Origin of the sequence: Pseudomonas sp. PHC1 (genome assembly GCF_046487845.1) — a bacterium.
GTDB lineage: Bacteria > Pseudomonadota > Gammaproteobacteria > Pseudomonadales > Pseudomonadaceae > Aquipseudomonas > Aquipseudomonas sputi.
The window spans coordinates 64,333-80,531 of the sequence record NZ_JBJXHJ010000006.1; the positions used below are offsets into that span (position 1 = coordinate 64,333).

Annotated in this window: 15 protein-coding genes; 9 read left to right on the top strand and 6 right to left on the bottom strand. The window is 60.5% G+C overall.

Features of this window, described 5'->3' with window-relative positions:
* Positions 1-9: 9 nt before the first annotated feature.
* From nuoI to nuoN, 6 genes are read left to right on the top strand one after another with little or no spacing between them, the layout of a single operon-like run.
* Complete coding sequence (gene nuoI / locus ACKJSM_RS10755) at positions 10-558, top strand: NADH-quinone oxidoreductase subunit NuoI (RefSeq protein WP_085712394.1); 549 nt, start codon at positions 10-12, stop codon at positions 556-558.
* A 9-nt stretch (positions 559-567) separates the two neighbouring features.
* Positions 568-1,068, top strand: a complete 501-nt coding sequence (gene nuoJ, locus ACKJSM_RS10760) for an NADH-quinone oxidoreductase subunit J (protein WP_025108991.1) — start codon at positions 568-570, stop codon at positions 1,066-1,068.
* Positions 1,069-1,071: 3 nt separating this feature from the next.
* Positions 1,072-1,380 (top strand): NADH-quinone oxidoreductase subunit NuoK, encoded by a 309-nt coding sequence (gene nuoK, locus ACKJSM_RS10765; RefSeq protein WP_003180046.1) that lies wholly within the window; start codon positions 1,072-1,074, stop codon positions 1,378-1,380.
* Positions 1,377-3,230 carry an NADH-quinone oxidoreductase subunit L gene (gene nuoL / locus ACKJSM_RS10770; protein ID WP_236177549.1) on the top strand — a complete coding sequence of 618 codons (1,854 nt, stop codon included), beginning with the start codon at positions 1,377-1,379 and terminating at the stop codon, positions 3,228-3,230. The genes nuoK and nuoL overlap by 4 nt, the downstream gene beginning before the upstream one ends.
* Before the next feature lie 39 nt (positions 3,231-3,269).
* Positions 3,270-4,802: an NADH-quinone oxidoreductase subunit M gene (gene nuoM / locus ACKJSM_RS10775; RefSeq protein WP_007951464.1), complete on the top strand. Its 1,533-nt coding sequence runs from the start codon at positions 3,270-3,272 to the stop codon at positions 4,800-4,802.
* 7 nt (positions 4,803-4,809) lie between these two features.
* Positions 4,810-6,273, top strand: coding sequence for an NADH-quinone oxidoreductase subunit NuoN (gene nuoN / locus ACKJSM_RS10780; RefSeq protein ID WP_011334964.1), 1,464 nt, complete (start codon positions 4,810-4,812; stop codon positions 6,271-6,273).
* Positions 6,274-6,331: 58 nt separating this feature from the next.
* Here nuoN and ACKJSM_RS10785 read toward each other — a convergent pair whose 3' ends face one another.
* Positions 6,332-6,805, bottom strand: a complete 474-nt coding sequence (locus ACKJSM_RS10785; protein ID WP_410237404.1) for a GNAT family N-acetyltransferase — start codon at positions 6,803-6,805, stop codon at positions 6,332-6,334.
* Between the two features lie 369 nt (positions 6,806-7,174).
* Between ACKJSM_RS10785 and ACKJSM_RS10790 the strand changes: the two genes are divergently transcribed.
* The 3 genes from ACKJSM_RS10790 (at position 7,175) to ACKJSM_RS10800 (ending at position 9,316) form a co-directional block, all read left to right on the top strand.
* Positions 7,175-7,519, top strand: coding sequence for a toxin (locus ACKJSM_RS10790; protein ID WP_410237540.1), 345 nt, complete (start codon positions 7,175-7,177; stop codon positions 7,517-7,519).
* Complete coding sequence (locus ACKJSM_RS10795) at positions 7,516-7,830, top strand: helix-turn-helix domain-containing protein (RefSeq protein ID WP_007951468.1); 315 nt, start codon at positions 7,516-7,518, stop codon at positions 7,828-7,830. The genes ACKJSM_RS10790 and ACKJSM_RS10795 overlap by 4 nt, the downstream gene beginning before the upstream one ends.
* A 160-nt stretch (positions 7,831-7,990) precedes the next feature.
* A complete protein-coding gene (locus ACKJSM_RS10800) occupies positions 7,991-9,316 on the top strand; it encodes an OprD family porin (RefSeq protein ID WP_410237405.1) in 1,326 nt (441 codons plus the stop codon).
* A 149-nt stretch (positions 9,317-9,465) separates the two neighbouring features.
* Here the strand turns inward: ACKJSM_RS10800 and ACKJSM_RS10805 are convergent, their stop codons facing one another.
* The 5 genes from ACKJSM_RS10805 to ACKJSM_RS10825 all read right to left on the bottom strand — a co-directional run bounded on the left by ACKJSM_RS10805 (position 9,466) and on the right by ACKJSM_RS10825 (position 15,871).
* Complete coding sequence (locus tag ACKJSM_RS10805) at positions 9,466-9,798, bottom strand: DUF2790 domain-containing protein (RefSeq protein WP_236177546.1); 333 nt, start codon at positions 9,796-9,798, stop codon at positions 9,466-9,468.
* Between the two features lie 79 nt (positions 9,799-9,877).
* Positions 9,878-10,078 (bottom strand): co-regulatory protein PtrA N-terminal domain-containing protein, encoded by a 201-nt coding sequence (locus tag ACKJSM_RS10810; RefSeq protein ID WP_410237406.1) that lies wholly within the window; start codon positions 10,076-10,078, stop codon positions 9,878-9,880.
* Between the two features lie 134 nt (positions 10,079-10,212).
* Entirely contained in the window at positions 10,213-13,365 is a 3,153-nt protein-coding gene (locus tag ACKJSM_RS10815) for an efflux RND transporter permease subunit (RefSeq protein ID WP_410237407.1), read from the bottom strand.
* Positions 13,366-13,380: 15 nt separating this feature from the next.
* Positions 13,381-14,574 (bottom strand): efflux RND transporter periplasmic adaptor subunit, encoded by a 1,194-nt coding sequence (locus tag ACKJSM_RS10820; protein WP_410237408.1) that lies wholly within the window; start codon positions 14,572-14,574, stop codon positions 13,381-13,383.
* 49 nt (positions 14,575-14,623) lie between these two features.
* Positions 14,624-15,871: a TolC family protein gene (locus ACKJSM_RS10825; RefSeq protein ID WP_410237409.1), complete on the bottom strand. Its 1,248-nt coding sequence runs from the start codon at positions 15,869-15,871 to the stop codon at positions 14,624-14,626.
* Between the last annotated feature and the right edge of the window lie 328 nt (positions 15,872-16,199).

The window sequence follows — 16,199 nt, forward strand, 5'->3', positions numbered from 1 at the left end:
ATTTGACCCATGTTCAAATATATTGGCGACATCATTAAGGGTACCGGTACCCAGTTGCGCAGCCTGGTCATGATCTTCGGTCATGGCTTTCGCAAGCGCGACACCCTGCAATACCCGGAAGAGCCGGTCTACCTGCCGCCACGCTACCGTGGCCGTATCGTCCTGACCCGCGACCCCGATGGCGAAGAACGCTGCGTAGCCTGCAACCTGTGCGCCGTGGCGTGCCCGGTGGGTTGCATCTCGCTGCAGAAAGCTGAAACCGAAGACGGTCGCTGGTACCCGGACTTCTTCCGTATCAACTTCTCGCGCTGCATTTTCTGCGGTCTCTGCGAGGAAGCCTGCCCGACCACCGCGATCCAGCTGACGCCGGATTTCGAGATGGCCGAGTTCAAACGTCAGGACCTGGTGTACGAGAAAGAAGATCTTTTGATCTCCGGCCCCGGCAAAAACCCTGATTACAACTTCTATCGTGTTGCAGGTATGGCCGTTGCGGGCAAGCCGAAAGGCGCCGCACAAAACGAAGCCGAGCCGATCAACGTGAAGAGCTTGCTGCCTTAAGGAAGAACGATGGAATTCGCTTTCTATTTCGCATCGGGTATCGCTGTTGTGTCCACACTGCGTGTGGTCACCAACACCAATCCTGTGCACGCCCTGCTCTACCTGATCATTTCGTTGATCGCCGTGGCCATGACCTTCTTCGCACTCGGCGCGCCGTTCGCCGGCGTGCTGGAAGTGATCGCCTACGCTGGCGCCATCATGGTGCTGTTCGTGTTTGTGGTGATGATGCTGAACCTGGGTCCCGCCTCGGTTCAGCAGGAACGCAGCTGGCTCAAGCCCGGCATCTGGGCGGGGCCGGTGATTCTCGCCGCCCTGCTGCTGGCCGAACTGCTGTATGTGCTGTTCGCTCACCAGAGCGGTCAGGCCATCGGCCACACCACCGTCGATGCAAAAGCCGTGGGCATCAGCCTGTTCGGTCCGTATCTGCTGGTGGTCGAACTCGCCTCGATGCTGCTGCTCGCCGCAGCCGTCACGGCGTTCCATTTGGGCCGTAACGAGGCGAAGGAGTAAGACATGCCTGCTATCCCTCTCGAACATGGATTGGCCGTCGCCGGCATCCTGTTCTGCCTTGGTCTGGTCGGCCTGATGGTCCGCCGCAACATTTTGTTCGTGTTGATGAGTCTGGAAGTGATGATGAACGCCTCTGCCCTGGCCTTCATCGTTGCGGGCGCCCGCTGGGCGCAACCGGATGGACAGATCATGTTCATTCTGGTGATCAGCCTTGCAGCCGCCGAAGCCAGTATTGGCCTGGCGATCCTGCTGCAACTGTATCGCCGCTTCCACACGCTCGATATCGACGCTGCCAGTGAGATGCGCGGATGAACCTACTCTTTCTGACTTTCGTATTCCCTCTGATCGGGTTCCTGTTGCTGTCGTTCTCCCGCGGCCGCTTCTCGGAAAACCTGTCGGCGCTGATCGGTGTCGGCTCCATCGGCCTGTCTGCCATCGTCGCGACCTACGTGATCTGGCAGTTCAACGTCGCGCCACCGGAAGGTGGCGTCTACACCCAGGTGCTGTGGCGCTGGATGTCGGTGGAAGGTTTCCAGCCCAACTTCGCGCTGTACCTGGATGGTCTGTCCGTGACCATGCTCGGTGTGGTGGTTGGCGTAGGCTTCCTGATCCACCTGTTTGCCTCCTGGTACATGCGTGGCGAAGCCGGTTACTCGCGCTTCTTCTCGTACACCAACCTGTTTATCGCCAGCATGCTGTTCCTGATCCTGGGCGATAACCTGCTGTTCATCTACTTCGGTTGGGAAGGCGTGGGCCTGTGCTCATACCTGTTGATCGGTTTCTACTACAGCAACCGCAACAACGGTAACGCCGCACTCAAAGCCTTCATCGTCACCCGCATCGGCGACGTGTTCATGGCGATCGGCCTGTTCATCCTGTTCCAGCAACTGGGCACGCTGAACGTCCAGGAACTGCTGGTGAAGGCGCCTGAGCACTTCAAGGTCGGCGATTTCTGGATCGTGCTGGCCACCCTGATGCTGCTGGGTGGTGCGGTCGGTAAATCGGCGCAACTGCCGCTGCAGACCTGGCTGGCGGACGCAATGGCCGGTCCTACCCCGGTTTCGGCACTGATCCACGCCGCAACGATGGTGACTGCTGGTGTTTACCTGATTGCCCGTACCCACGGTCTGTTCGCCCTGGCGCCGGATATCCTGCACCTGGTCGGCATCGTCGGTGGTGTGACCCTGGTGCTGGCCGGTTTCGCCGCGCTGGTGCAAACCGACATCAAACGTATCCTCGCCTACTCGACCATGAGCCAGATCGGCTACATGTTCCTGGCGCTGGGCGTTGGCGCCTGGGAAGGCGCGATCTTCCACCTGATGACCCACGCCTTCTTCAAGGCCCTGCTGTTCCTTGCTTCCGGTGCGGTGATCGTTGCCTGCCACCACGAGCAGAACATTTTCAAGATGGGCGGCCTGTGGAAGAAACTGCCGCTGGCCTACGCCAGCTTCATCGTCGGTGGTGCCGCTCTGGCCGCCCTGCCGCTGGTGACCGCCGGTTTCTACTCCAAGGACGAAATCCTCTGGGAAGCGTTCGCCAGCGGCAACCACGGTCTGCTGTACGCAGGTCTGGTCGGTGCATTCATGACGTCGCTGTACACCTTCCGCCTGATCTTCATCGCGTTCCACGGTGAAGCCAAGACCGAAGCCCATGCCGGTCACGGCATCGCTCACTGGCTGCCGCTGTCGGTGCTGATCGTGCTGTCGACTTTCGTCGGCGCCATGATCGTTCCACCGCTGCACGGCGTACTGCCTGAGAGCGTTGGCCATGCCGGTGGCGAAGCCAAGCACAGTCTGGAAATCGCCTCGGGCGCCATCGCCCTGGCCGGTATCCTGCTGGCGGCCCTGCTGTTCCTCGGCAAGCGTCGCTTCGTGACCGCGATCGCCAACAGCGGCATCGGCCGTCTCCTTTCGGCCTGGTGGTTCGCTGCCTGGGGCTTCGACTGGATCTACGACAAACTGTTCGTCAAGCCGTACCTTGCGATCAGCCACATGCTGCGCAAAGACCCGCTCGACCAGACCATCGGTCTGATCCCGCGCATGGCCAAGGGGGGTCACACCGCCCTGAGCCGTACCGAAACCGGTCAATTGCGTTGGTACGCCGCCTCGATGGCTGCTGGTGCCGTGTTGGTCATCGGCGCTGTCGTGCTGGTAGCGGTCTGATATGAACCTTGCGAATTTGCGAAAGGAAACGAGCCCGTCATGATTCTGCCTTGGCTAATCCTGATCCCCTTCATCGGCGGCCTGCTGTGCTGGATGGGTGAGCGCTTCGGCGCTACCCTCCCCCGCTGGATTGCGCTGTTGACCATGACCCTGGAACTCGCCCTCGGCCTCTGGCTGTGGGCCCACGGTGACTATTCATTTGCACCGGCGCCTGGCGCCGATCCGACCTGGGCGCTTGAGTTCAAGCACGTCTGGATCCAGCGCTTCGGCATCAACGTGCACCTGGCCCTCGACGGCCTGTCGCTGCTGATGATCCTGCTGACCGGTCTGCTGGGTATTCTGTCGGTACTCTGCTCGTGGAAAGAGATTCAACGTCACGTTGGCTTCTTCCACCTGAACCTGATGTGGATCCTGGGCGGCGTTGTCGGCGTGTTCCTCGCCCTCGACCTGTTCATGTTCTTCTTCTTCTGGGAAATGATGCTGGTGCCGATGTACTTCCTCATCGCGCTCTGGGGTCACAGTTCTTCGGACGGCAAGAAAACCCGGATCTACGCCGCGACCAAGTTCTTCATCTTCACTCAGGCTTCCGGCCTGATCATGCTGGTGGCGATCCTCGGTCTGGTCCTGGTCAACTACAACAGCACCGGCGTAATCACCTTCAACTACGCCGATCTGTTGAAGACCAAGATGTCGATGACCACCGAGTACATCCTGATGCTCGGCTTCTTCATCGCCTTCGCGGTCAAGCTGCCAGTGGTTCCGTTCCACTCCTGGCTGCCTGACGCTCACGCCCAGGCGCCGACTGCCGGTTCCGTCGACCTCGCCGGTATCTTGCTGAAAACCGCGGCCTACGGTCTGCTGCGTTTCGCCCTGCCGCTGTTCCCGAACGCCTCGGCCGAGTTCGCGCCGATCGCCATGACCCTCGGTCTGATCGGGATTTTCTACGGAGCATTCCTGGCGTTCGCACAAACCGACATCAAACGTCTGATCGCCTTCTCGTCCGTTTCCCACATGGGCTTCGTACTGATCGGCATCTACTCCGGCAGCCAACTGGCCCTGCAAGGTGCAGTGATCCAGATGCTGGCGCACGGTCTGTCGGCCGCGGCACTGTTTATCCTCAGCGGTCAGCTTTACGAGCGCCTGCATACTCGTGACATGCGTGAGATGGGCGGTCTGTGGTCGCGTATCGCTTACCTGCCGGCGATCAGCCTGTTCTTCGCAGCCGCCTCCCTGGGTCTGCCGGGCACCGGTAACTTCGTCGGCGAGTTCCTGATCCTGATCGGTACGTTCGCCAGTGCACCATGGATCACCGCGATTGCCACCTCCGGTCTGGTGTTCGGTTCGGTCTACTCGCTGATCATGATCCACCGCGCTTACTTCGGTCCGTCGAAATCGGATTCGATCCTGCACGGCATGGACGGTCGCGAACTGATCATGGTGCTGGGCCTTGCGGTACTGCTGATTTACCTCGGCGTCTACCCGCAACCGTTCCTCGACACTTCCGCCGCCACGATGCATGGCGTGCAGCAGTGGCTCGGCACCGCCTTCACTCAACTCGCTTCGGCCCGGTAAGAGCGCTATGGAATTCACGATTCAACACTTTATTGCGCTAGCGCCACTGTTGATCACCAGCCTCACCATTATCGTGGTGATGCTGGCAATCGCCTGGCGCCGCAACCACTCGCAGACCTTCCTGATTTCGGTGGCGGGTCTGAACCTGGCCTTGCTGTCGATCCTGCCAGCCCTGAAAGTCGCGCCTCTGGCCGTGACCCCGTTGCTGCAGATCGACACCTTTGCCTGCCTGTACATGGCGCTGATCCTGGTCGCCACCCTCGCCTGTGTAACCCTCGCCCACGCCTACCTCGGCGACGGCGGTTCGGGTTACCCGGGCAACCGTGAAGAACTGTACCTGCTGATCCTGATGGCCGCCGCCGGCGGCCTGGTTCTGGTCAGCGCGCAGCACCTGGCCGGCTTGTTCATCGGTCTGGAACTGCTGTCGGTGCCGGTCTACGGTCTGGTGGCCTACGCCTTCTTCAACAAGCGTTCGCTGGAAGCCGGCATCAAGTACATGGTGCTGTCGGCCGCCGGTTCCGCGTTCCTGCTGTTCGGTATGGCGCTGCTGTACGCCGACTCGGGCTCGCTGAGCTTCGTCGGCATCGGTCAGGCCCTGGCCGCGACCGGCCTGCCAAGCTCGCTGGCGCAACTGGGCCTGGGCATGATGCTGATCGGTCTGGCGTTCAAGCTGTCGCTGGTACCGTTCCACCTGTGGACGCCGGACGTGTACGAAGGTGCTCCGGCACCGGTGGCCGCGTTCCTCGCCACCGCTTCGAAAGTGGCCGTGTTCGCCGTGATGGTTCGTCTGTTCCAGATCTCCCCTGCCGCCAGCAGTGGCGTACTGAGCAACGTGCTGACCATCATCGCCATCGCCTCGATCCTGTTCGGTAACCTGCTGGCCCTGACCCAGAGCAACCTCAAGCGTCTGCTCGGTTACTCGTCCATCGCGCACTTCGGCTACCTGCTGATCGCACTGGTGGCGAGCAAGGGTCTGGCGGTGGAAGCCATCGGCGTGTACCTGGTCACCTACGTGATCACCAGCCTCGGCGCCTTCGGCGTGATCACCCTGATGTCCTCGCCGTACAACGGCCGTGACGCAGACGCGCTGTACGAGTACCGCGGCCTGTTCTGGCGCCGTCCGTACCTGACCGCCGTCCTGACCGTGATGATGCTGTCCCTGGCCGGTATCCCGCTGACTGCAGGCTTCATCGGCAAGTTCTACATCATCGCCACCGGTGTCGAGTCGCACCAATGGTGGCTGGTCGGTTCGCTGGTTCTGGGCAGCGCCATCGGCGTGTTCTACTACCTGCGCGTGATGGTCACCCTGTACCTGATCGAACCCAACCTGCGCCGCCACGACGCCCAACTGCACTGGGAACAGAAAGCAGGCGGCGTGATGCTGCTGGCGATCGCTGTGGTTGCGTTCTTCCTGGGTGTTTACCCGCAGCCGTTGCTGACCCTGGTTCAGCAATCGGGCCTGGCGGGCTGATCGCTCAGCGATAGTTGGCTACAAACAGAAACGGCACCTTCGGGTGCCGTTTTTGCGTCTAGACCGTCTTTAATTTTTTCACCATCGGCACGCACACCAGTTGCAGACCTGAAGGCGATTGATAGATCGCACTCCCCTCTCCGACGTAACCGCAACGCCGATAAAAGTCAGCGGCATTCAACGTCGCATCCAGACAAACCTCTGCCAGTCCCAGATCCTGTGCCAGCGCTTCCAGAAACTGCAGCACTCGCTTACCCAGCCCGCGCTGCATGAAATCCGGATGAATGAAGATTGCGCCGATCTCGCAGTGCTCCAGATCGAGCATGCCGGTTGCCACGGGCTCACCCTCAACGCAACTCAGATAGAAATGCTTTTGCATGAGCGTGTCATAACCGTCTGCCGCCGAGCCCTTTGTCCAGTCGAGCATTTGCTGCTCGCTGTAGGCACCGATGCATTGATGCCGGATCGCCAGTCGCCGAATCTCGAACGCTATTCCGGCATCGTCCGGGTTGGCTCTTTTCATTTCGAACATTTCTCTCTCCTTGAGCCATGTGCGGACGGGCAATGAAAAAGCCCCGTCCATTTCTGGCGGGGCTTTGGGTTACACGTCATTGACCAGACATGCATGACCTTATGGCCCGCCGGAAGCGGTCATAGAGGAGCACATCATGGTCTTTTGAAGTTGGGCAGTCATGGGCAGATAGTGCTGCGGATTGTTCCGGCGCGTCAATCGCAAGGCTCTTCCCTAAACAGTCGAACGTTCCCACCACAGTGGCCGACTCGTCCTACAGGTGTTTTTACTATTGGTGACTACCGTTGAAAAGGGGGCGAAAAGGATGGCCTGGAGGCCTTGACCAATTCGATCATCGGGACAAAACTATACGCAGGTAACGTACAGAACATGGATGCTCTTTTTATCGAATTACCCGCGTTCCAGAAGCACCGGGACGACTACTTGGATGATGATCTGTTCCGCAGCTTTCAGTTGGAGCTGCTGAAAAATCCTGAAGCGGGCGATCTCATCGAAGGCACGGGCGGGCTGCGTAAAATTCGCTTCTGCGACCAACGACGCGGTAAGGGCAAGCGCAGCGGATTACGAGTGTTTTATTACTGGTGGTCTGGTTTCGACCAGTTCTGGTTGTTCACCGTGTACAGCAAAAACGAGCAAGACGATCTGTTGCCTTCCCAGAAAAGAGTCTTCAAACAGGCGCTGGATACAGAAATCAACACGAGAACCCAAATATGAAACGTGACATTTTTTCCGAACTGATGGAGGGCCTTGAGGCTTTGGCCGACGAGCGCCAAGGCAAGGTCACCCTTCGCACCCACAAAGTCCAGTTACCCAAACTATTGCCGATCACTGCCGAGGAAGTTGTTGCGATCCGCCAGCAACTCAACCTCTCCCGGTCAGTTTTCGCCATGTACCTGCGAACCAACACTCGAACCCTCGAAAACTGGGAACAAGGTCGAGCAACGCCAAATGCCCAAGCGACGACACTCATTCGACTGGTCGAGCGTTTTCCACAAACGATCGACCACCTTGCGGCACTGACCTGACTTCCGGGATCTAACAAAATTGTAATTCCCCCATCACCTCCGCGTTATCCGCAGCCTGCAACGATGTCATCCGGCGACCATGCCGGCGGGCCCTTGCCCGTCGAACAATAAAACCCACGCCGACGCACGTTCCCGTTCTGCCGAACCCAAGGAGTGATTGATGGTTAACAACACAAAAATATCGATGGCCGCTCTGGCAGTGGTTGTCGGTGCCGGGCCGTCCACGGTGTTTGCAGAAGAAAAACCCGAAGGGTTTATCGAAGGCAGCAGCCTGACGGTGCTCAACCGTAACCTTTACTTCAACCGTGACCACCGCGACGGCCAGTCCAGCCCCACCGGCAATGGATATTCCGAAGCCTGGGCCCACGGCATCATCGGCAAGTTCGAATCCGGCTTCACCCAGGGCACCGTCGGGGTCGGGGTGGATGCGTTTGCGATGATCGGCCTGAAGCTCGACACCGGCGACGGCCGCAACGGTGGCCGCAGTTCGTTCGATGTACTGCCGGTCAACAGCGACGGTAAAGCGCGGGACGAATACACCAAGGTCGGTGGCGCCGCCAAAGTGCGCGCTTTCGATACCGTGGTGAAGGTCGGCGATGTGTTCCCGGCCAACCCGGTGGTCGCGGCGGGCGATTCGCGATTGCTGCCGGAAAGCTTTCGCGGTGTGACGGCGTCCAACACCAGCATCGAAGGTCTGTCGATTCAGGGCGGGCGGTTGCATGCGATGAGCCAACCGGTGTACAGCGACCTGCGCGAGAACTTCGCGACCTTCTATGCCGGCCCGGTCAACTCGCCGTGGATCGCTTACGGCGGCGGCGATTACGCGCTGAACAAAAACCTCAGTTTCAGCCTGTACTCCAGCCGCCTCAAAGATGCCTGGAACCAGTATTACGCCGGCACCGCCTGGACGTATCCGCTGTCGGATGACCTGTCGCTGTTCGGCGGCCTGAATTACTACAAGGCGGTCGACGAAGGTAAACGGTTGCTCGGCGAGTTCGACAACAACATCTGGAGCGGCCGCGTTGGCGTGAAGCTCGGCGCCCACTCCGTCGCCCTCTCCCACCAGCGCAACAACGGCAATGACGACTTCGATTATCTGCGCCAGTCCGACTCGATCTTCCTCGACAACTCGATCCAGTACAGCGACTTCAACTCGCCGAAAGAGCGTTCGTGGATGGCGCGCTACGACCTCGACATGACCCCCTATGGCGTGCCAGGCCTGTCGTTCATGACCCGTTACGCACGCGGCACCGACGCCGATTACTCCAACGCCAACGCCGTATACATGCGCCGCGATGCCGACGGCAATCCGCTGACCGACCAAAAGCGCTGGGAGCGTGATATCGAAGTCAAATACGTGGTGCAAAGCGGTTCGATGAAAGACCTGTCGCTGCGTCTGCGCCAGGCCACGACCCGGGCCACCGCATTCGAGTCGGATCTGGATGAAGTGCGGGTAATCGTCGAATACCCGCTGGCGATTCTCTGAGTTTCACGAGCAATGCTCATTCACCTTTAGAAGCTCCTTGCTCCTTTGGTAAGAGGTGAATCTTTGGCGTCCTTCGGGACGCCTTTTTTATGGATGAAAAAAAGCCCGACTCACTGAACATGAACCGGGCGCTTCAGCCGGAATGAGCGTCAGCCACCCTGCTGACGACAATTGCCCATTACGTTGTAAATGACCGTATTGAGCTCGCCCTTCGAGTCTTCATAAGTCATTGCAGCCGGCACGACCGCGCATTCATTTTTCGGCCGGACAACACTCACCACCTTCTTCACATCCAGCTTCATTCCATACTCGTATTCCTTGACCACCGGCGCCGCTTTGCCCTGACTGGCCGCGTACTGCTCCATGGCTTTGGTGCTGGCGCTGAGCGCCCGGTCGAACGTTCTGTCGCCACCGCCTTCGGCCAACACATTCAAGGACATCGCCATGACAGCGGTGAACGCCAACAGCTTTAGAGTTTTCATATTCGTTTCCTTCAAAACACGACTCATAAAAAAACCCATCATCGATGCGCGATGACGGGCTCATTCATTGGCGACACGCTTACAGGTCTTGGGTCTTGTCGTCCTTCTTGTCGTTCACGACGACCGGATCACGGGCCTTTACCTTTGCAGCAAACACCTCCATCGAGCGGTCACTGGCAGCCATCATTCTGTCGAAAGTGCGGTCGCCGCCGCCTTCGGCCAACACCAGGGAAGACATCATCAGAGCCATGGCAAACGCGCCAATCTGTGCAAGTTTCATCGTTGATTCCTCATTCAAGTCACTGACGGGATCAAGATAACAATCCGAACCTTTCGTGACGGTGGCGCTGAAATTACATATCCGTCATGTAGAAAGGCCCGCAATCGCGGGCCTGTTGTCAGGGCCAAAAGTGCCTAGCCAGCAGTGGGCAATTCCTCGTCCCGGCGATGCGCCAGCTGATACAGCGCCGGCAGGATCAGCAACGTGAGAATGGTCGAGGACAGGATCCCGCCAATCACCACCGTCGCCAACGGTCGCTGCACCTCGGCCCCGGTGCCGGTCGCCAGAGCCATTGGAATGAAGCCCAGGGACGCCACCAACGCCGTCATCAGCACCGGGCGCAATCGCGTCAGCGCACCTTCGTGAATCGCTTCGGACAGCGAACGCCCCTGCTCCCGCAGGTTGCGAATGAACGCGATCATCACCAGCCCGTTGAGCACCGCCACACCGGACAACGCGATAAACCCGACACCCGCCGAGATCGACAACGGGATGTCCCTTAACCACAACGCCATAACCCCGCCGGTCAGCGCAAACGGAATCCCGGTGAACACCAGCAAGCCGTCCTTGAGGTTGTTGAACATCATGAACAGCAATCCGAACACCAGCAGCAACGCCACCGGCACCACGATCTGCAAGCGCTTGGCCGCCGATTGCAGTTGCTCGAACTGCCCGCCCCAGGTGGTCCAGTAACCCGCCGGCACCTGCACGTCACGCTCGATCGCTTCGCCCGCCTCGGCGACAAAAGAACCGATGTCGCGCCCACGCACGTTGGCGCTGACGATCACCAGCCGTTTGCCGTTTTCGCGGCTGACCTGATTCGGCCCCAGCACCAGATCGAGGCTGGCAACGTCCTTCAGTGCAATGAAACCGATCTGACTGGCTGCGTCACCGGCAGCCGCCGGCACTGGAATCAGCAGCGCCGACAGCCCTTCAATGTCCTTGCGCATGGCGTCGGACAACCGCACCACCATGTCGAATCGACGGTCACCTTCATACAGCGTCCCGGCCTTTTGCCCACCGACGGCCACGGCGATGGTGTCCTGCACATCGCCAACGTTGAGCCCGTAACGCGCGGCTTTGTCGCGGTCGATGTTGATGGTCAGCACCGGCAGACCGGTGGTTTGCTCGACCTTGACCTCAGACGCACCGTTAACCTTCTGCATCGCGGCGGCAATCTTCGCTGCCGTGGCGTTGAGCACGTCCATGTCATCGCCGAACACCTTGACCGCCACGTCGCTGCGCACGCCGGAAATCAGTTCGTTGAAGCGCAACTGGATCGGCTGCGACAGTTCATGGTTGCTGCCCGGCAGCGTTGCCGCGGCTTGTTGCAGCTCGGCCATCAGGGTATCGCGGGACTTGCCCGGGTCCGGCCATTGCTCTTTCGGTTTGAGCATCACGTAGCTGTCGGAGATGTTGGGCGGCATCGGGTCGGAGGCGATTTCCGCAGTACCGGTGCGGGCGAAGACGCGCTCGACCTCCGGCACTTTATTCAGGATCAACGTTTCCAGCCGCTGCTGCATGTCCACCGATTGCGTCAGGCTGGTACCCGGCACGCGCAATGCCTGCAAGGCGAAATCACCTTCGCTGAGGCTCGGCACAAACTCGCTGCCCATACGACCGGTAACCACGCCACTGAGCACGATCACCCCCAACGCCGCGCCGACCGCCATCGTCCGATGGCACATGACCCAGTGCAGCGCCGGTGCATAAACGCGACGCGCGCCGCGCATCACCACGCCCTCTTCTTCCTTGACCTTGCCGGTCACGAACAGCGCAATCGCCGCCGGCACAAAGGTCACGGACAACAACATGGCGCCGAGCAACGCGATGACCACGGTGAACGCCATCGGGTGGAACATTTTCCCTTCGACACCGCTCAGGGCGAAAATCGGCAGGTACACGACCATGATGATCAGCTGGCCGAAAATCAGCGGTCGCCGCGCTTCTTTTGCCGCCGCAAACACTTCATGGAAACGCTCGGATCGCGTCAGCAGGCGCCCGTGATGCTGCTGCGCATGGGCCAGCCGGCGCAGGGTGTTTTCGACGATCACCACCGCGCCGTCGACAATGATCCCGAAGTCCAGCGCGCCGAGGCTCATCAGGTTGGCGCTGACCTTGTTGCTGAACATGCCGGTGAAGGTGAACAGCATCGACAGCGGAATCACCATCGCCGTGATCAGCGCAGCGCGGATGTTGCCGAGGAACAGAAACAGGATCGCGATCACCAGAATCGCGCCTTCGACGAGGTTCTTCTTCACCGTGGCGATGGCTTTGTCGACCAGATGCGTGCGGTCGTACACCGGCACCGCGATCACGCCCGCGGGCAAGGATTTGTTGATCTGTTCAAGCTTCGTGGCGACGGCCTGGGAAACTGTGCGACTGTTTTCGCCGATCAGCATGAACACCGTGCCGAGCACCACCTCGCGGCCATTTTCCGTGGCGGCGCCGCTGCGCAGTTCGCGGCCGATGTCCACGGTGGCGACGTTCTTGATGCGGATCGGCGTGCCGTCGACATTGGCCATGACGATGTTGGCGATGTCCTCGGTGCTCGCCACTTGCCCTGGCGCGCGGATCAGCCATTGCTCGCCGCTGCGCTCAATGTACCCGGCGCCGACGTTGGCGTTGTTGCGCTCCAGCGCCGTCACCAGATCGGTGAGGGTCAGCTTGTAGGCCGCGAGTTTTTTCGGATCGGGGGCGATCTGATATTCCTTGGCAAAACCGCCGATGGTGTTGATCTCGGCCACGCCGGGGACGTTGCGCAGTTGCGGCTTGATGATCCAGTCCTGAATCACCCGCAAGTCGGTCGGCGTGTAGAGCGTACCGTCGTCCTTCAGAGCGCCTTCCGTGGTCTCGACCGTCCACAAAAAGATCTCGCCGAGCCCGGTGGAAATCGGCCCCATCACCGCTTCCACGCCTTCGGGCAATTGCGCCTTGGCCGACTGCAACCGCTCGTTGACCAGTTGCCGGGCAAAGAACAGGTCGGTGCCGTCCTTGAAGATCACCGTGACCTGGGACAACCCCGAGCGCGACAGCGAGCGGGTCTGCTCCAGCGCCGGCAAACCGGCCATCGCGGTTTCAATCGGAAAGGTGATGCGCTGCTCGGTTTCCAGCGGCGAGAACCCGGCCGCGCCGGTGTTGATCTGCACCTGGACGTTGGTGATATCGGGCACGGCGTCGATCGGCAGTTTCTGATAACTGGCGATGCCGAGGCCGGCCATGAGCAGAACGGCGAGCAGCACGATGATGCGCTGCTCGATGGCAAACTGGATCAGGCGTTCGAACATGGGCGTCTTCCGCGATTAATGACTGTGCTCGGCCGAGGCTTTGCCCAGCTCCGATTTGAGGACGAAGCTGCCGGCGCTGGCCACTTGCACGCCCGGCTCCAGTCCTTGGGTGATTTCCACATGGCCGGCCGCGCGACTGCCCAGCTCCACCGCTTGCGCCTTGAAGCCGTCGTCGGTGCGGATGAACACCGTGGGTTTGTCCTCGACGGTCTGAATCGCGGTTTCCGGTACCGCAACTTGGGCCTGACGGCTGTCGGTCGCGACCCGCGCCGTGACGAACAGGCCTGGCCGCCAGGAACCCTGCGGGTTTTCCAGGGTGACGCGTACGGTCGCGGTGCGGGTCTGTTCGCCGAGCAGGCTGCCGACGTAGGCCACGGTGCCGCTGACTTCGGCGTTCAACTCTGCCGCGCTGACGGTGACGGGTTTGCCCACTTGCACCTTGTTCAGGTCCTTCGGTGAAACACCGAACGTGACCCACACCCGCGACAGATCCGAGAGCGTGAACGCCGCCGTGGTTTCATCGACCACCTCCCCTGGCGTCAGGTGTTTTTCCACCACCACACCGTCAAAAGGCGCCCGCAGTTCATAGCGATTGCCACCGGTGGCGACCACGCTGCCGCTGAGCACGCTGATCTTTTGCCGGGCATTGCTCACGGCGATTTCGGCTTCTTCCAGAGCCTGACGTGCCTGAAGGAAATCCTGCTCGGCGGAGATCTTGTCCTGCCACAGTTTCTGCTCGCGCTCAAACGTCGTACGGGCCAGGGCCAGACGACGTTGCGCGGCTGCCTGCTCGCTGCGCTGATCGGAGATCTGCTGACTGGCGATCACGGCCAGCAACTGGCCCTTCTTCACCGACTGCCCGAGATTGACCGACACCGACTCGACCACGCCCGGCACACGCGGCACCACGTGCGCGGTCCGGTCCTCGTCGAAGCGCACCTCGCCGGGGAACGACAGACCGAGGCTGAAGTTCTGCGCCTGGGCGGCGGCCAGTTGAATCCCCGCCGCCGCGATCTGCTCGGCAGTCAATTCGATGTGCCCTTCTTCGTCGTGCTCGCCGTCAGCAGCGGCGCCTTCTTCGGCGTGATCGGCGTGTTCCGCCGCTTCATCGGCATGGGCGTCGATAGACCCGTTACCGCCCCACATCGAGCCGATACCAATGCCCAACGCCAAGGTCGCCGCAGCGACCACGATCAGTTTTTTATCCATGGAAACTCCTCTGCGCCAAACCATCGCGCAGTCATCAGAACGTTGAAATTCAAGGGTGGGCGCTGAGGTCGCCGAAGATGCGTTCGATACGGACCCGGGCGTCGGTCGCCTCGCTCACCGCCTGGAGGTATTGGCTGCGAGCAGCGATCAATGTGCGCTGGGCATCGAGCACGTCGAGGAAGCCGAACTTGCCCATTTCGAAACCACGAGTGGCACTGTCGACCGCACGTTGCGCGGCGGGCAGGATGGTCTGGTCGAACGCCTGGATTTCGCCGTTGGCGGTCTGCCATTGCGCCAGCGTGGTCTGGATTTCGGTGCGCAAGCGCAGTTCGGTGGCATTGCGCAGGTCCCGCGCCTGATCGGTACGCCGCGCCGCCGCCAGCACGTTGCCCTGATTGCGGTTGAACAGCGGAATCGGCATCGACAGCCCGACCACGTTGACCCGCTCGCGCTCGGTTTCGCTGTACTGGCTGCCGATGCTGACGGTGAGATCGGGAATCCGCTGGGACTTTTCCAGCCCCAGCGAGGCTTCGCGCTGGTTGATCTGCAAACTGGCCAGGCGCAGCTCCGCCGTCTCGTTGAGGCGCTCAAGCAAACCGGTGAGGGGCGGCACGCCGCGCAGGCCCTGAGCCGCGGTCTGCACCGTGGTCGAGGTTGGCAACGGTGTGCCCATGACCTGGGCCAATTGCTGGTAGGCATTGGCCTGATCGCGCTCGGCGCGGCTCAATTCCAGGCGCACTTGCGAAAGCTGCACTTGCGCCCGCGTGCCTTCCACCGGCGACGACTTGCCCGCCTCGATCCGCCCCTGCGCCACACGCAAACCGTGCTCGGCGAGTTGCAGCGACTGCCGGGCCAATTGCAAACGTTGCTGCGCGGTCTGCGCACCGTTGAACGCTTGAAGCACGTCGGCGCGCAGGGCGTTGCGCTTGCGCTCCAGTTCAATGCCGGCGGCATCCTGCGCACGGCTCGCCACCTCGATCCGCGCGCCACGCTTGCCGCCCAGCTCGATCGGCTGGCTGAGCATCACCGTAGTGGTGCGCGATTCGCGCCGGGTGTCTTCAGCCTCCCACGACAGCTCGGGGTTGGGGATCAGGCCAGCCTGTTTGCGGTCACCCTCGGCAATGCCGATTTCCCACTGCGCGGCGGCCAGCTCCGGGTTGCCGGCGAAAGCGGCTTGCAGGGCCTGATCAAGGGTCAAAGTCGATGCGTTGGCCAAGCTGGCACAGGCCAGCAACAAGAGGCCGCTGGCGGTTTTTTTCAGGCGTGATCGCGCCGTCAGTTCTATTAAACCGGACAATGAAAGGCTTCCTTCAATCAAGAATCGTTGATGGCGCCACGGTAGGGTTTTGAACTTATCGACAAGGTGACGTGAACATTACAAATCCGTTATCCACGGTATACCGAAGTTGTTTTGCTCTAGGATTCGAAGTTCGAATGGCTTGGTTGCAATAGATAGAAACAAATGCACGTTAGTTATCCGCCGGACAGCACTTGCCGAAATGGACGTCATGGAAAACTCAACATCCCCCTGCGACAGGCTGTCGCAGATGGCCGTTTTAAAGGGCTCAGCCGTTGACTCTGTAGCCACTACAGCCTTTACCGTGCACCCCACTCAGTTCCAAAGT

Excerpts from the sequence above, each read along its gene's own strand:
- nuoI (WP_085712394.1), top strand. The coding sequence starts at position 10 with ATGTTCAAATATATTGGCGACATCATTAAGGGTACCGGTACCCAGTTG.
- nuoJ (WP_025108991.1), top strand. The coding sequence starts at position 568 with ATGGAATTCGCTTTCTATTTCGCATCGGGTATCGCTGTTGTGTCCACA.
- nuoK (WP_003180046.1), top strand. The coding sequence starts at position 1,072 with ATGCCTGCTATCCCTCTCGAACATGGATTGGCCGTCGCCGGCATCCTG.
- nuoL (WP_236177549.1), top strand. The coding sequence starts at position 1,377 with ATGAACCTACTCTTTCTGACTTTCGTATTCCCTCTGATCGGGTTCCTG.
- nuoM (WP_007951464.1), top strand. The coding sequence starts at position 3,270 with ATGATTCTGCCTTGGCTAATCCTGATCCCCTTCATCGGCGGCCTGCTG.
- nuoN (WP_011334964.1), top strand. The coding sequence starts at position 4,810 with ATGGAATTCACGATTCAACACTTTATTGCGCTAGCGCCACTGTTGATC.
- ACKJSM_RS10785 (WP_410237404.1), bottom strand. The coding sequence starts at position 6,805 with ATGTTCGAAATGAAAAGAGCCAACCCGGACGATGCCGGAATAGCGTTC.
- ACKJSM_RS10790 (WP_410237540.1), top strand. The coding sequence starts at position 7,175 with ATGGATGCTCTTTTTATCGAATTACCCGCGTTCCAGAAGCACCGGGAC.
- ACKJSM_RS10795 (WP_007951468.1), top strand. The coding sequence starts at position 7,516 with ATGAAACGTGACATTTTTTCCGAACTGATGGAGGGCCTTGAGGCTTTG.
- ACKJSM_RS10800 (WP_410237405.1), top strand. The coding sequence starts at position 7,991 with ATGGTTAACAACACAAAAATATCGATGGCCGCTCTGGCAGTGGTTGTC.
- ACKJSM_RS10805 (WP_236177546.1), bottom strand. The coding sequence starts at position 9,798 with ATGAAAACTCTAAAGCTGTTGGCGTTCACCGCTGTCATGGCGATGTCC.
- ACKJSM_RS10810 (WP_410237406.1), bottom strand. The coding sequence starts at position 10,078 with ATGAAACTTGCACAGATTGGCGCGTTTGCCATGGCTCTGATGATGTCT.
- ACKJSM_RS10815 (WP_410237407.1), bottom strand. The coding sequence starts at position 13,365 with ATGTTCGAACGCCTGATCCAGTTTGCCATCGAGCAGCGCATCATCGTG.
- ACKJSM_RS10820 (WP_410237408.1), bottom strand. The coding sequence starts at position 14,574 with ATGGATAAAAAACTGATCGTGGTCGCTGCGGCGACCTTGGCGTTGGGC.